Origin of the sequence: Mycobacterium sp. B14F4 (assembly GCF_039871645.1) — a bacterium.
In the GTDB taxonomy this organism is placed as follows: Bacteria; Actinomycetota; Actinomycetes; order Mycobacteriales; family Mycobacteriaceae; genus Mycobacterium.
Window position 1 is genome coordinate 185,487 of sequence record NZ_JBDPMF010000003.1, and the last position, 14,535, is coordinate 200,021.

Annotated in this window: 13 protein-coding genes; 11 read left to right on the plus strand and 2 right to left on the minus strand. The window is 69.4% G+C overall.

Annotated features, from left to right (window positions below):
• The first annotated feature begins 3 nt into the window (after positions 1 to 3).
• From ABGB19_RS10735 to ABGB19_RS10750, 4 genes are all read left to right on the plus strand, one after another.
• Positions 4 to 732 carry a phosphatidylserine decarboxylase gene (locus ABGB19_RS10735; protein WP_347685928.1) on the plus strand — a complete coding sequence of 243 codons (729 nt, stop codon included), beginning with the start codon at positions 4 to 6 and terminating at the stop codon, positions 730 to 732.
• Positions 729 to 1,580, plus strand: coding sequence for a CDP-diacylglycerol--serine O-phosphatidyltransferase (pssA, locus tag ABGB19_RS10740; protein ID WP_347685929.1), 852 nt, complete (start codon positions 729 to 731; stop codon positions 1,578 to 1,580). The genes ABGB19_RS10735 and pssA overlap by 4 nt, the downstream gene beginning before the upstream one ends.
• 10 nt (positions 1,581 to 1,590) lie before the next feature.
• Entirely contained in the window at positions 1,591 to 3,795 is a 2,205-nt protein-coding gene (locus ABGB19_RS10745) for an AAA family ATPase (protein WP_347686229.1), read from the plus strand.
• Positions 3,796 to 3,886: 91 nt separating this feature from the next.
• Positions 3,887 to 4,312: a DUF1707 domain-containing protein gene (locus ABGB19_RS10750; RefSeq protein WP_347685930.1), complete on the plus strand. Its 426-nt coding sequence runs from the start codon at positions 3,887 to 3,889 to the stop codon at positions 4,310 to 4,312.
• A 41-nt stretch (positions 4,313 to 4,353) separates the two neighbouring features.
• On the opposite strand, the gene ABGB19_RS10755 is transcribed toward ABGB19_RS10750, so the two are convergent.
• Together ABGB19_RS10755 and ABGB19_RS10760 are read right to left on the minus strand one after the other, a co-directional pair.
• Positions 4,354 to 5,640: a hypothetical protein gene (locus tag ABGB19_RS10755; protein ID WP_347685931.1), complete on the minus strand. Its 1,287-nt coding sequence runs from the start codon at positions 5,638 to 5,640 to the stop codon at positions 4,354 to 4,356.
• A gap of 443 nt (positions 5,641 to 6,083) precedes the next feature.
• Positions 6,084 to 7,529 (minus strand): FAD-dependent oxidoreductase, encoded by a 1,446-nt coding sequence (locus tag ABGB19_RS10760; protein WP_347685932.1) that lies wholly within the window; start codon positions 7,527 to 7,529, stop codon positions 6,084 to 6,086.
• A gap of 97 nt (positions 7,530 to 7,626) precedes the next feature.
• Here ABGB19_RS10760 and ABGB19_RS10765 point away from each other — a divergent pair, with 97 nt between their 5' ends.
• Genes ABGB19_RS10765 through ABGB19_RS10795 form a run of 7 tightly spaced genes read left to right on the plus strand, consistent with a single transcriptional unit; the run spans position 7,627 to position 14,522 of the window.
• Positions 7,627 to 10,509 carry a Na+/H+ antiporter subunit A gene (locus ABGB19_RS10765; RefSeq protein WP_347686230.1) on the plus strand — a complete coding sequence of 961 codons (2,883 nt, stop codon included), beginning with the start codon at positions 7,627 to 7,629 and terminating at the stop codon, positions 10,507 to 10,509.
• Positions 10,506 to 10,976 (plus strand): Na(+)/H(+) antiporter subunit C, encoded by a 471-nt coding sequence (locus ABGB19_RS10770; protein ID WP_347685933.1) that lies wholly within the window; start codon positions 10,506 to 10,508, stop codon positions 10,974 to 10,976. Before ABGB19_RS10765 ends, ABGB19_RS10770 begins: the two co-directional genes overlap by 4 nt.
• Positions 10,973 to 12,568 carry a Na+/H+ antiporter subunit D gene (locus tag ABGB19_RS10775; protein ID WP_347685934.1) on the plus strand — a complete coding sequence of 532 codons (1,596 nt, stop codon included), beginning with the start codon at positions 10,973 to 10,975 and terminating at the stop codon, positions 12,566 to 12,568. The genes ABGB19_RS10770 and ABGB19_RS10775 overlap by 4 nt, the downstream gene beginning before the upstream one ends.
• Positions 12,565 to 13,095 (plus strand): Na+/H+ antiporter subunit E, encoded by a 531-nt coding sequence (locus ABGB19_RS10780; RefSeq protein WP_347685935.1) that lies wholly within the window; start codon positions 12,565 to 12,567, stop codon positions 13,093 to 13,095. The genes ABGB19_RS10775 and ABGB19_RS10780 overlap by 4 nt, the downstream gene beginning before the upstream one ends.
• Complete coding sequence (locus ABGB19_RS10785) at positions 13,092 to 13,379, plus strand: monovalent cation/H+ antiporter complex subunit F (RefSeq protein ID WP_347685936.1); 288 nt, start codon at positions 13,092 to 13,094, stop codon at positions 13,377 to 13,379. The genes ABGB19_RS10780 and ABGB19_RS10785 overlap by 4 nt, the downstream gene beginning before the upstream one ends.
• Entirely contained in the window at positions 13,376 to 13,738 is a 363-nt protein-coding gene (mnhG, locus tag ABGB19_RS10790; protein ID WP_347685937.1) for a monovalent cation/H(+) antiporter subunit G, read from the plus strand. The genes ABGB19_RS10785 and mnhG overlap by 4 nt, the downstream gene beginning before the upstream one ends.
• Positions 13,725 to 14,522: an SAM-dependent methyltransferase gene (locus tag ABGB19_RS10795; RefSeq protein WP_347685938.1), complete on the plus strand. Its 798-nt coding sequence runs from the start codon at positions 13,725 to 13,727 to the stop codon at positions 14,520 to 14,522. Before mnhG ends, ABGB19_RS10795 begins: the two co-directional genes overlap by 14 nt.
• The last annotated feature ends 13 nt before the right edge of the window (positions 14,523 to 14,535 follow it).

Below are 14,535 nucleotides of genomic sequence, written 5' to 3' on the forward strand. Positions count from 1 at the left end.
ACGATGGCCAGACGCCCCGACCTCAGATCCGGCCCCGCGCGGCTCGTGGCGCTGGCCCGTACCACCATCCCCCCGATGCACCCGGCCGGCCTGCCGTTCGTCGGCGCCAGCCTCGCGGTCGCCGCGCTCGGGTACAAGAGTCGCTGGCTGCGCCGCGCAGGCCTGACGTCGGCCGCCGCCAACGCGGCGTTCTTCCGGCATCCGCCGCGGGTGCCACCCACCCGGCCCGGCCTGGTGGTCGCGCCCGCCGACGGGCTGATCTGCCTGATCGAAGAGGTCGAGCCGCCCGCCGAGCTGGGCCTGCCCGCAACGCCGTTACCGCGCATCAGCATCTTCCTGTCGGTGTTCGACGCACACGTGCAGCGCGCACCGATCGGCGGCGAGGTGATCTCGGTGGTGCACAGGCCGGGGTTGTTCGGCTCGGCCGAACTGGAGGCGGCCAGCGAGGACAACGAACGCAACAGCGTGCTGATCCGCGCGGCCGACGGCGTCGAGGTGATCGCCGTGCAGATCGCCGGACTGGTGGCCCGCCGCATCGTCTGCGAGGCCAAGGTCGGCGACAAGCTGGCGATGGGCCAGACGTACGGGCTGATCCGCTACGGCTCCCGGCTCGACACCTACCTGCCGGCCGGCTCGAACATCATGGTGACGACGGGCCAGCGCGCCCTTGCGGGTGAGACCGTATTGGCCGAGCTGCCGGGCTCTGATGTCGCCGCCGGGGCGGCTCCGTGATCAAGCCGCGCATCAAGAAAAACGTCGTCAGCCTCAAGATCCTGCCCAGTGCGATGACCGTCGCCGCGATCTGCCTCGGCCTGTCCGCGGTCAAGATGGCACTGGACGACCGCCCGACCGAGGCGATGGCGTTTCTGGCCGTCGCCGCCATCCTCGACGCGCTCGACGGCCGCATCGCGCGCATGCTCAAGGCGACGTCGCGCATGGGTGAGGAGATCGACTCGCTCGCCGATGCGGTGAACTTCGGTGTCGCACCGGCTTTCATCGTCTACGGCACGCTGCTGTCGCAGTCGCGGGTCGGCTGGATCGTGGTACTGCTGTACGCCGTGTGCATCGTGCTTCGGCTCGCCCGGTTCAACGCGATGCTCGACGTCGACAAGCCCGACTACGAGAAGAAGTACTTCGTCGGAATGCCCGCTCCGGCGGGCGCAATCGGCGCCATCGGCCCGCTCGCGGCGAAGATGCAGTTCGGCGAAGGCTGGTGGACCTCCGAGATGGCGGTCGTCATCTGGATGGTCGGCGTTTCGCTGCTGGTGGTCAGCACCATCCCGATGCGCAAGATCCACACGTTCTCGGTGTCGCCCAACATGGTCGCCCCGCTGCTTGCACTGCTCGCGATCGGTGTCGCTGCGGCGATTCTCTACGGCTACATCGTGATCCTGCTCATCATCGCCGCCTACGTCATACACATCCCGTTCGCGATCCGGACCCGGCGGTTCCTGGCCGCGCACCCGGAGGTCTGGGACGACAAGCCGCGCCAACAGCGCGCGGCGCGTCGGGCGATCCGGCGGGCGCAGCCACACCGCCGCTCGATGGCCCGCCTCGGACTGCGCAGGCCGGGCTCCTGACGTGACCGAACTGCAGGCCGACCGTCCCACCCCCCGCCCTCAGCTGACGCTGACCGCCCGCCTGAACACCTCCGCGCTGGACTCCCGGCGCGGCGTGGTCCGCCTGCATCCCGAAGCCATTGCGGCGCTGGGAATCCGGGAGTGGGATGCGGTGTCGTTGATGGGTTCGCGGACCACCGCCGCGGTCGTCGGCGAGGCGCCCGCGGGCACGCCGGCCGGAACGGCGTTGCTCGACGACGTCACGCTGTCCAACGCCGGGCTGCGGGAGGACACCACCGTGCTGGTCGTACCCGTCACGGTGTACGGCGCGCGCTCGGTGTCGCTGTCCGGATCCAGGCTTGCGACGCAGTCGATCTCGTCGGCGACGCTGCGGCAGGCTCTGTTGGGCAAGGTGATGACGGTCGGTGACACCGTGTCGCTGCTGCCGCGGGAGCTGGGCCCCGACATCCCGGCGTCGCGCGCCGCGGCGGCGCTGGCCTCTTCCGTGGGCATCACGTGGACGTCGGAGCTGCTGACCGTGACGGGTACCGATCCCGCGGGACCGGTGAGCGTGCAGCCGAATTCGTCGGTCACCTGGGGCAGCCCCGTTGCCCCTGGCCCGGCCGCCGGTACCGGCCAGGCCGTGGTCACCGCGCCCGAGAAGTCGCACACGGCGCACAGCATCGACGATCTCAAAGGCGCCCAGGCGCAGGCCCAGCGGCTCACCGAATGGCTCAAGCTGGCGCTCGACCAGCCCGAGCTTCTCGAAACACTCGGTGCGACAGCGAATCTCGGTGTGCTGGTGTCCGGGCCCGCCGGCGTCGGCAAGGCCGCGCTGGTCCGCGCGGTGTGTGCCGACCGGCGTCTCGTCGAACTCGACGGCCCGGAGGTCGGCTCCCTGCGGGCCGAGGACCGGCTCACGAGCGTGGCGTCGGCGGTGGCCACCGTCCGCGACGGTGGAGGCGTCCTGCTGATCACCGACGTCGACGCGTTGCTGCCGTCCGCCGCCGAGCCGGTGGCCACGCTGATCCTCGCCGAACTGCGCACCGCCGTAGGCACCCCCGGCGTGGCGTTCGTCGCGACGTCGCAGCAGCCGGACAACCTCGACCCGCGACTGCGCGCGCCCGACCTGTGCGACCGCGAACTCGGCCTGAGCCTGCCCGACGGCGCCATTCGCAAGCAGCTGCTCGAGGTCCTGCTGCGCGACGTGCCGGCCAAAGACCTCGACCTCGACGCGATCGCCGATCGGACACCGGGATTCGTCGTCGCCGATCTCTCCGCACTGGTCCGGGAAGGGGCACTGCGGGCGGCCGCGCGCGCCAGCGTCGACGGCGAGCCACCCGCGCTGACCCAGGACGATCTGCTCGGGGCGACGACCGTCATCCGCCCGCTGTCGCGGTCGGCCACCGAAGAGGTGTCGGTCGGTTCGGTGACGCTCGAGGACGTCGGCGACATGGCGGCCACCAAGCAAGCGCTGACCGAAGCGGTGCTGTGGCCGCTGCAGCATCCCGACACCTTCGCCCGGCTCGGCGTCGCGCCGCCGCGCGGAGTGCTGCTGTACGGACCGCCGGGCTGCGGCAAGACGTTCGTGGTGCGGGCCCTGGCCAGCTCGGGCCGGTTGTCGGTGCACGCGGTCAAAGGTGCTGAGCTGATGGACAAATGGGTCGGCGCGTCGGAGAAGGCGGTGCGGGAGTTGTTCCGGCGGGCCCGCGACTCGGCGCCGTCGCTGGTGTTCCTCGACGAGATCGATGCGCTGGCGCCGCGGCGTGGCCAGAGCTTCGATTCCGGCGTCACCGATCGGGTGGTCGCCGCGCTGCTGACCGAGCTCGACGGCATCGAACCGCTGCGCGATGTGGTGGTGCTCGGCGCGACGAACCGACCGGACCTGATCGACCCTGCGCTGCTGCGTCCCGGCCGGTTGGAGAAGTTGGTGTTCGTCGAACCGCCCGACGCCGAGGCCCGCCGCGAGATCCTGCGCACCGCGGGTAAGTCGATACCGTTGGCCTCCGAGGGGGATCAGGCCGTCGACCTCGACGCGCTCGCCGACGAACTGGAGGGCTACAGCGCCGCGGACTGCGTGGCGCTGCTGCGCGAGGCCGCACTGACGGCGATGCGCCGTTCGATCGACGCCGCGGACGTCACCGCGGCCGACGTCGCGACGGCGCGGCAGAACGTGCGCCCGTCACTGGACGCGGCCCAGGTCGAGTCGCTGCGGACGTTCAACGCCGCACGCTGAAGCCCGCCCCGGGCTGGATCTTGACAGTGGCTAGTTAACGCGGCATAGTCTGTCTCAGAACTTGCCACTGTCAAGATCGAAGGAGGCTTCGATGCCCGCCGCCATCACACCCGTCGTCCGTGCCGGTGACGCCGACCGGGCGAAAACCGCCACGCTGCTGGGCCAAGCGCTCGCCGGGGGCTTCCTCGACATGACCGAGTACGAGTCGCGCCTGCAGACCGCCTTCACCGCGCCGACCCGCGCCGACCTGCGCGCGCTGACCGCCGACCTGCCCGTCGAACACCTCAAGCGCACCGACCCGCGCCGGCGCGAGGCCCGGCGGCGCGCGGCGCGCCGAAGCGTGCAGTTCCACCTGGCCGCCTACCTGGCGATGGTCGTCATCGTCCTGACGGTGTGGCTGGCCGTCGGGCTGTCCGCGGGGTCCTGGTACTTCTGGCCGATCTGGCCGATCCTCGGCGCCGGCATCGGCGTGCTGGGCCACGCCCTGCCGATCCGGTTCGCGCTGACGACGCCGTGAGTCGGCCCCACCCGCGAGGGGTGGGGCCGACCGTGACGCGTCTACTCGCTATCGCCGGAGCCACCGCCGTCGTCTGAACTGCCCTCGTCGCCCGCACCGCCGCCGTCACCGGAACCGTCGTATCCGTCGGCCTGGCCGGACGTCGGCGATTCGGCAGGTGAGCCGGCCTCGCCGGCCGTCCCCGGATCCGTCTCCGCCACAGCGTCTTCCGACTCGTCGTCGGGCACTCCTTCGGTGACCTCACCGGGCACGGCCACGAAGCCCTCCCGGACCTGGGGCTTCTCGGCCGCTTCGGGTTCGACGGCCGGGCTGACCGTGACCTCCTCTTCGGCGGTCTCGGTCGCCGCCGCGGACGGAGCTTCGTCCTCGACAGGCGTGCTCACCTCGGCGATCTCGGCCTCGACGTCCGCGGACACCGGTTCGGTCGAGAGCGTGACCGTGGTGACGGCGTCGGTCGAAATCGCGCTCACCGCAGCCACATTCGGCGCCGCCGCGGGTGCGGTCAGCGCCGCGAAGACCATCTTGCCTGCTTCGATCAGGCTCGCGAACAGCCCGCGGTCGTAACCGTAGGGAGGCGTGCCGGGATTCAGCAGGCGGTCGATCACCGCTTCGGTGACGTCGCCGACGCCCTTGAGCAGGCCGGTGACGAACGCGCCCGGATCGCCCGCCTCAACCGCGGCGAGCATCGTCTCCGCCGCACCGCCGATCGCCGTGGTGAGTGCGTAGACGGACTGCAGGGGACCGAGCCCGATCGTCAGCAGGAAGTCCGGGTCGGCCAGCAGGCCGATGACGTTCGAGATCGGTGGCACCCCCTCGAACGGGCGCTGAAGCAGCGCTACCAGGTCGACCAGCGGCCCGCTGCCGGTGAAGATGGCCTCGAGAACGGGACCGGTCACCGGGACGATGACCATCTCCACGAGCGTGTTCAGCCCGGCCGTGATCTGACCGGCGGAGATCTGCTCAACGGCCAGTTGGATCTTGGCCGGTGCGTCGGACAGCGCCGTGCCGAACTGTGCGGCGAATGCGGACGCCACCTCGAGGAGTTCCTGGAGGGTCGGAAGTTGTCCCAGCACGGGAATCGCCGCGACCGAGGGCTGCAACACCGACCTGCCGAGCACACCACCCGTGGAGCCGGAGGCGTCCGCGAGGCTCGGCGACAGCGCGGCGAGCGGCTTGGCGAACGCAGACAGCTCAGCCGTCGCGGAGCGAACCGTGGCCCGCGCGTCGGGTACATCCGGCATGGGCGGGGCCACGGGGGCCGCGACAAGGATCCCGGCTCCGATGACCGCCACTCCCGCGGCGAACGATGAGCGTGCAGCTAATTGCATGTCAACCCTTTCTGGATCGTCAATTTCCCCCGTCGGCCGGAAACCTACCGGAGAGTAACCTTCGGTCAAGTAGCAATTCTCCAGCTCAGCGCCGCATCGCACGATGCCCAGAAATGACACCCGCAGCCAGCTATTTGCTCGCGAGGCGTACGACCACCGGAGCCGTCGGCCTTCGGCAAAGCCCGGGGTGATCATCCAAACATAAGTCCACTTATGCCGACTTCAGGTACGTCAACTTACTGGTCGGTCAGTTGGCCTACGGCAAACGATATGGTCAGGATGGGTACACGCGAGCGCGACGGGCCCTGCCCGCTACGGCGCGGTGCCGACGGTCAAGATCGTCCCCCGCAACGGCTCCGGCAAGCGCGTTGCGTCAGAACCAGAGTCCGGTGTCGATTCGCCCGGAGCGGGCCGGCTCAACCCACGCGCCGATGCGATGCGTATCACATAGTGAGACGGTCGGTTCGATGCGGCGGCAGCCACCGGTCGACGGCCGCTCGAAGCTCGGCCGCGTCGGGCATCCGCTCCGCGGCCCACGCCACATAACCGTCGGGCCGAACCAGCAGCGCTTCCGGCAGTTCCGGATATCCACCGACGGCGCGCCCGACGTCGGGTCGATCGATGTCGACCGCCTCCGCCGTCACCACCACGAACCTGCCCGTGCGCAACAACTCATAGAGGCGCGTACCCCCGCACTCGACATCGGGCATTCGGCGGCCGACCATGCGGTGCTCGCCGTTCGGATGCGCGTACGCGATGCCGATGCCACTCAACCGCCCGGCCATGAACCGCCTCGTGCGCGGGATCCGGGTCACCGCGCCGACGGCGATGCGCTGCAACCTGCGCTGCAGCCGCGACCGGCCGAGCACCAGCTGGTTGAACGCATCGGTCAGCCGCAGCACCGAGGCACCGACCGGGTGCCGCTCGGCCTGGTACGTGTCGAGGAGCCAGGACGGTGCCCAACCGCCGACCGCGGCCGCCAGCTTCCAGCCCAGGTTCATCGCGTCGCCGATGCCGGTGTTCATGCCCTGGCCGCCGAGCGGTGAGTGCACGTGCGCGGCATCCCCCGCGAGGAAGACGCGGCCGTCCCGGTAGCGCCGGGCCTGTCTGCGCTCGGACAGGAAGCGCGAACTCCATCGCATCTCGGTCATGCCGTAGTCCCCGCCCGCGATGCGCTCGAACGAGCCGCGGATCTCGTCGAGGGACACCGGCTCGGACAACGGCGCCTGCTCGCGAATACGGTCCCAGGCGATCGCGCGAAACCAGCCGTCTCCGAACGGGATCAACAGCACCACACCGCGCTCGTTGGTCACGCCGGTCAACGTCTCCGACGGCGCGGTCGCCAGGCGCACGTCGGCCAGCAGGATGTGCGTCTCGTACTGCTTGCCGACGAAGTCGATGCCGGCCAACCGTCGGATGCCGCTGTGCGCGCCGTCGCAACCCACCACATACGAGGTGCGCACGGTGCGGCCGTCGGCGCAGTCGACGGTGACCCCGCCGTCGTCCCGAGTCAGTCCTACCACCTCCGCGCCCCGGAGCACCGGCACGCCGAGCGCTTCGGCGCGGGCAGCCAGCACCTGCTCGGTGCCGCTCTGCGGAACGATCAGCAGCATGCCGTAGCGGCTCGGCAGGTCCGCAAGGCTGATCGGGACGCCGCCGGGCGGCGCGATCTCGTACACCGGCACGCCGCGCGGCAACAGATCGTCGGTCAGCCCACGGGCGTCGAGCAATTCCAGCGTGCGCGCATGCACCGCGAACGCCCTCGTGATGTTGGGCGTCGAGGCACGCTGCTCCACCACCGTGACGTCACATCCGGCCAGGGCGAGCTCGCACGCCAGCATGAGCCCGGTCGGCCCCGCGCCCACGACCACAACATCTGTAGTGATCACTACGCCGGATAGTAGCCCCGATCCGCCCACGTAGACTGGGAAAAACCAAAAGCCATCACACGGCTGACACCCCGACCGTCCCGAAGATCGGAGTGCCCTGCTCGCCATCCTGCTCGCGCATGCGGTCGCCACCGCATTGGCGCCCGTGCTCGTTTACCGGTGGGGCCGGATGGCCTTCTATCCGTTGGCGCTGGTGCCCCTGGGCTCGCTGATCTGGGTCGCGCTGAACTGGCCGGGTCCGGGACGCTCGACGACCACCACCGTGCAGTGGGTGCCCGAGCTGTCGATGGACATCACGCTGCGCTTCGACCCGCTCGCCGCGATCATGAGCGTGCTGGTGCTGGGCATCGGCGCGCTGGTGCTGTTTTACTGCGCCGACTACTTCCACCACCGCGACGGCCACAAGGAAAACCGACTGCCCAGCTTCGCCGCGGAACTCGTCGCGTTCTCCGGTGCGATGTTCGGACTGGTCATCAGCGACAACATGCTGGTGCTCTACGTGTTCTGGGAGCTCACCACCGTCCTGTCGTTCCTGCTCGTCGGCCATTACGCCGAGCGCGCGACCAGCCGCCGCGCCGCCACCCAGGCGCTGCTGGTGACGACATTCGGCGGGCTGGCGATGCTGGTCGGCATCATCGTGCTCGGCAACAGCACGGGCAGCTACCTGCTGTCAGAGGTCATCGCGTCGCCGCCGACCGGCGTGGCCGCATCGGTCGCGGTGGCGCTGATCCTCGTCGGCGCGCTGTCCAAGTCGGCGATCGTGCCGATGCACTTCTGGCTGCCGGGCGCGATGGCCGCGCCGACCCCGGTCAGCGCCTATCTGCACGCCGCGGCGATGGTCAAGGCCGGTGTCTATCTGATCGCGCGCATGACACCCGGGTTCGCCGACAACCCTGTGTGGCGCCCCGTCGTCGTCACCCTCGGCCTGGTGACCATGCTGATGGCCGGCTGGCGGGCGGTGCGCGAGTACGACCTCAAGCTGATTCTGGCGTTCGGCACGGTCAGCCAACTGGGCTTGATCACGGTGATGGTCGGCGCGGGCGGCAGCGACATGATGCTTGCGGGGCTGGCGATGCTGTGCGCTCACGCCATGTTCAAGGCCTCGCTGTTCATGGTCGTCGGCGTCGTCGACCACGCCACCGGCACCCGCGACATCCGCAGGCTGGCCTGGCTGGGGGACCGGGCGAAGCCGCTGCTGCTCATCGCCGTCGGGGCCGCCGCGAGCATGGCGGCGCTTCCACCGTTCTTCGGCTTCGTCGCCAAGGAGGCCGACCTCGAAACCGTGCTGCACAGCCCGACGCTCGGCGACTGGGCGCCCGTGGTGCTGACCGGCATCGTGGTCGGTTCGGTGTTCACCACCATCTACAGCCTGCGCTTCCTGTTCGGCGCCTTCGGCCGCAAGGGACGTCCCGAACCCAGCACGCGCGTTGCCGAAATGCACCGCCCGGCATTGACTTTCCTTGTCGCCCCCGCGGTTCTCGCCGCGGCCGGGCTGGTGTTCGGGTTGTGGCCCACGGGTCTCGGCGACGTGCTCGAGGACTACTCGGACACGGTGCCCGGCGGCAATGACTACTACCTCGCCCTGTGGCACGGGTTGGGGCTGCCGCTGCTGCTGTCGGTGCTCGTGCTGGTCGCCGGCACCGCGGCCTTCGTCTACCGTGGCCGGTTGAAGCGGCTGCGCACGGTGCGCGAACCGCTCGGCAACGCCGACCGCATCTACGACGGCGTCGTCCAGCGTCTCGACCTGTGGTCGGTGGAGCTGACCGCGATCACACAGCGCGGCTCGATCCCGGCGATTCAGTCGGCGATTCTGTCCACCCTGGTCGCCGTCCCGGTGATCGTGCTGGTACTCGGCGCCCGGGACCGTCCCGACTTCCGACTGTGGGGTTCGCCGCTGCAGGTGGTGGTCGGGCTGATCATCCTCGCCGCAGCGCTCGGCGCCATGGTGATGCGCAACCGGTTGGCCGCCGTGCTGCTGGTCGGGGTGGCGGGTTACGGCTGCGGCGCGATCTTCGCCTTTCACGGGGCACCCGATCTCGCACTCACCCAATTTCTCGTCGAGACACTGACTTTGGTCATCTTCGTGTTGGTGCTGCGCACACTGCCCGCCGAGGCAGACCGCGCCCACATCCGGCGCTACCGGTGGTGGCGCGCCGCGCTCGCCCTCGCCGTCGGTGCGACGGTGACCACTCTTGCCGTGTACGCGATGGCTGCGCGCACCACCGCGCCGATCGCCGCCCTGATCCCCGACGCCGCTTACTACCGCGGCCACGGCGCCAACGCCGTCAATGTGTTGCTGGTCGACATCCGCGCCTGGGACACCATGGGCGAGATCATGGTGCTGCTGGTCGCTGCCACCGGCGTGGCGTCGATGGTGTTCCGCAACAGGCGGTTCGGCGCGGCACCGCGGGTCGCCGACGCGGGACAACCCGACATCGGATTGCCCGCCGACGCGCTGACGAGGCCTGCTGCCGGTGAGATCGTCTGGCTGCGCGGCAGCGGCCTGCGCGACCCGCGGCACCGGTCGCTGGTGCTCGAGGTCGCCACCAGAATCATCTTCCCGCTGATGATGGTGCTCTCGGCGTACTTCTTCTTCGCCGGCCACAACACCCCGGGCGGCGGATTCGCCGGCGGGTTGATGGCGGGCCTGGCGCTGGTGCTGCGCTACCTGGCCGGCGGACGGTACGAGATCGGCGAAACCCTGCCGGTGGACGCCGGCAAGATCCTGGGCGCCGGCCTGACGCTGTCGGTCGGGACGGCGCTGGCCTCGCTGCTCATGGGCGCCCCGGCGCTGTCGTCGGCGCTGATTCAGTTCGAGGTGCCGGTGCTCGGCACGGTCAAGTTCGTCACGTCGCTGTTCTTCGACCTCGGCGTGTACCTGATCGTCGTCGGCCTGGTTCTCGACGTGCTGCGCAGCCTGGGGGCGCGTATCGACATCGAGATGACCCAGCGCCTCGAGACCATGGCGGGTGCGCGATGACCACCTCGTTCGTCCCACTCGTCCTGATCGGTGGACTCACCAGCGCCGGGGTCTACCTGCTGCTCGAACGCACGCTGACGCGAATGTTGCTGGGCCTGTTGCTCATCAGCAACGCCGTCAACCTCCTGATCCTCGTGGTCGGCTCACCGTCGGGCAACCCGCCGATCCGGGGACGCACCAGCAACGGCCAGACCATCACCGCGGATCCGTTGGCTCAGGCCATGATCCTCACTGCCATCGTGATCACGATGGGCGTGGCGGCTTTCGTGTTGGCGTTGGCGTACCGGTCGTACCAGTTGACCACCGAGGAAGATGTCGGCGACGACCCCGAAGACGCCAAGGTATCCGAGATGGCCGCCCTGGACACGACGGCCATCGAGGAGGACCGCCCCCGGTCGGACCGGGCCCGCGACACGGAGCTGCCCGACGAACTCGACGCGCTGCCGGGATACGAGGGATCCAAATGAGTCTCGCGACGGTGCTGACACCGCTGCCGGTGCTCGTTCCGAGCATCGCCGCCGCGGCGACGTTGATCGCCGGGCGCCGGCCGCGATTGCAGCGGACCATCGCGCTGGCCGCGCTGTCTGTCGTCGTCGTTGTCTGCTTCGCACTGCTCTACCTCGCCGACCGCGACGGCACCCTCGTCCTCAACGTCGGCGGCTGGGGACAGAGCGTGCCGGGCATGGGACCGCTGGGCGTCACGCTCGTCGTCGACCGGTTGTCGGCGCTGATGCTGGTGGTGTCGTCGATCGTCCTGCTGGCCGTCGTGTTCTACGCCATCGGGCAGGGCATCCGCGACGGCGACGAGCGCCAGCCCGTGTCGATCTTCCTACCGACATATCTGGTGCTGTCCGCGGGCGTGTGCACGGCCTTTCTCGCCGGTGACCTGTTCAACCTGTTCGTCGGGTTCGAGGTGCTGCTGTCCGCGAGCTACGTATTGCTCACCATCGGCGCCAGCAAAGACCGTGTGCGCGCTGGGATCTCGTACGTGATGGTGTCGATGGTGTCGTCGCTGGTGTTCCTGTTGGGCATCGGGTTGGTCTACGCCGCGACGGGCACGCTCAACATGGCCGAGGTCGCCGTCAGGCTCGACGGAGTCAGCGAGGGCACCCGCTCCGCACTGTTCGCGGTGCTGCTGGTGGCGTTCGGTATCAAGGCCGCGGTGTTCCCGCTGTCGGCGTGGCTGCCCGACAGCTATCCGACCGCGCCCGCCCCCGTCACCGCCGTGTTCGCCGGCCTGCTCACCAAAGTCGGTGTGTACGCGATCATCCGAGCGCACTCGCTGCTGTTCCCCAGCGGCGGACTCGACCGGGTGCTACTGGTCGCGGCGCTGCTGACCATGCTGGTCGGCATCCTCGGGGCCATCGCCCAGAGCGACATCAAACGGCTGCTGTCCTTCACCCTTGTCAGCCACATCGGGTACATGGTGTTCGGCATCGCATTGTCCAGTGAACTCGGCATGTCCGGCGCCATCTACTACGTGGCGCACCACATCGTCGTGCAGACCACCTTATTCCTGGTGGTCGGGCTGATCGAGCGCCAGGCCGGGGCGTCGACGATGCAGCGACTCGGCGGCCTGGCCGCGGCCAGCCCGCTGCTGGCGTTCGTCTTCGTCGTGCCCGCACTCAATCTCGGTGGTATCCCGCCGTTCTCCGGCTTCGTCGGCAAGGTGGCGCTGCTGGAGGCCGGCGCCCAGGACGGATCGGTGCTGGCGTGGGTGTTGGTCGGCGGCGGCGTGATGACGAGCCTGCTGACGCTCTATGTGGTGACGCGGGTGTGGACCAAGGCATTCTGGCGGACGCGCGCGGACGCGCCGGAAGGACATCTGTCCGGAGCCGCCCCGTCGGCGTTGCTCGACGAACCGGAGGACATCCAGTTCGTCGACCGCGATCATGTGGGGCGGATGCCGGCCGGAATGGTGGCACCGACGGGCGCGCTGATCGCGGTCGGGCTGGCCTTGACGGTGTTCGCCGGACCGATCTTCGCCTACAGCAGTCGCGCATCGGCCGAGGTGCTCGACCGCAGCCAGTACATCACCGCGGTGGTGGGTAACCGATGAGACGAATCGCGTTGCGGGCGTGGGTGATCTGCTGGCTGATCCTGGTGTGGGTGCTGCTGTGGGGTACGTTGTCGGCGGCCAACGTGCTGTCGGGACTCGCGGTGGCTCTGCTGATCACAGTGCTACTGCCGTTGCCCGCCGTGCCGGTAGAGGGCCGGGTCCATCCGCTGTCCCTGCTCCGCTTGATCGCCACCGTCTTCTACTACCTCATCCTGTCGTCGGTACAGGTCGCTTCCCTTGCGCTGCGCCGCAAACCGCCACTCTCGGCGGTGATGCGGGCGCATGTCGGGGTCAAGTCGGATCTGGTACTTGCGTTGGCGGTCAACATCTTCAACCTCATTCCGGGCACCATCGTGCTGGAGATCGACACGGCACGGCGCGCGTTGTACATGCACGTCATCGACATCGGTTCCGATCGTGCGGTGGCTCAGTTCTACCGTCAGATCCGCGTGATCGAACAGCTTCTGATCGCGAGCTTCGAACGCGGCGCCGACTGGCGCCCGGCATCGTCCCAGGAGAGCGCATGACCGTCGTCTGGATCATCGCCGCTGTCATGCTGATCACCGCGGCGGCGCTCACGACGTTCCGGCTGCTGGCCGGGCCGAGCACCCTCGACCGCCTGGTGGCCGTCGACACCCTGATCGCGGTGACGATGTGCGGTGTCGGCACGTGGGCGGCCTACAGTCTCGACACCACGGTCACCTACGGCCTGACCGCACTGGCTCTCATCACCTTCGTCGGCTCGGTCAGCGTCGCTCGATTCCGGGTGCCCGACGTCGAAGAGCCCCGAGCGGATCGGGGTTCGCGATGAACACCCTCGACATCATCACCAGCGTGCTGGTGCTCGGCGGCTCGACGCTGGCACTCACCGCCGCCCTCGGTGTGGTGCGGTTCCCCGACACGCTGACCCGAATGCACGCGGCGTCCAAGCCGCAGGTGCTCGGTCTGCTGCTGGTGCTCGCCGGTGCCGCGATCCGGCTACGCGGGCACAGCGACGTCGGCATGCTCCTCCTGACCGGACTGTTCACCGTCATCACCGCGCCGGTGGTGGCCAACCGTGTCGGCCAACTCGCGTACCGCGAGCAGAACATCCGCGACGACCTGCTGACCACCGACGAAATGCTTGACTTCGTCCAGCACGGGGAATCAGAAGGCAATGGTCAGGACTGACGACGACAGCTCGGACATCGCCGCGAGCGCCGGCGCGGCGGCGCTGGCTGTCGCTTGGTCGCGGGCGCAGGAGCAGGACACCGAGTGTCCGCTCTTCACCGACCCCTACGCGCAGCTGTTCGTCGACGCCGCCGCGGAGCGGGGCTGGCAGCTGCCGCCCGCACACCTGCTCGAGCGGCTCCGGGTCATCGGCGGATATGCGGCGTCGCGCACCAAGTGGTTCGACGAGTTCCTCATCGCCGCCGGAGCGAACGGTATCGACCAGGCGGTGATCCTGGCGCCGGGACTCGATGCACGCGCGTGGCGACTGCCCTGGGTCGGCGGCAGCGTAGTCTTCGAGATCGACCAGCCGAAGGTGTTGGCGTTCAAGGCCGAAGTGCTGCACCGGCACGAAGCGACGCCCGGCGCTCGCTGGGTCGCCGTGCCCGTCGACCTGCGTGACGACTGGCCGGATGCGCTGCGCGGCGGGGGTTTCGACACGACCGAACCGACCGCGTGGGCTGCCGAGAACCTGCTGGCGCAGATGCCCGCGGAGGGCCAGGACCTGTTGTTCGAGCGAATCCACGATCTCAGCGCGCGCGGAAGCCGGGTGGCCGTGGAGGACTTCGGCGGCGGGCTCACCGAGGAACGCACCGGGGTGGTCGACTGGCTCGCCGGGCGCGGCTGGGAGGTGACGTCGATCGCGGCCGCCGACCTGATGGACCGCTACGGCCGCTGCGCCGCGGGCGAAGCCGACGACAGCACGCCGCGAACGGCTTTCGTGGAGGGCCGGCTGCCGGTCTAGCCGCCGCGCCGGA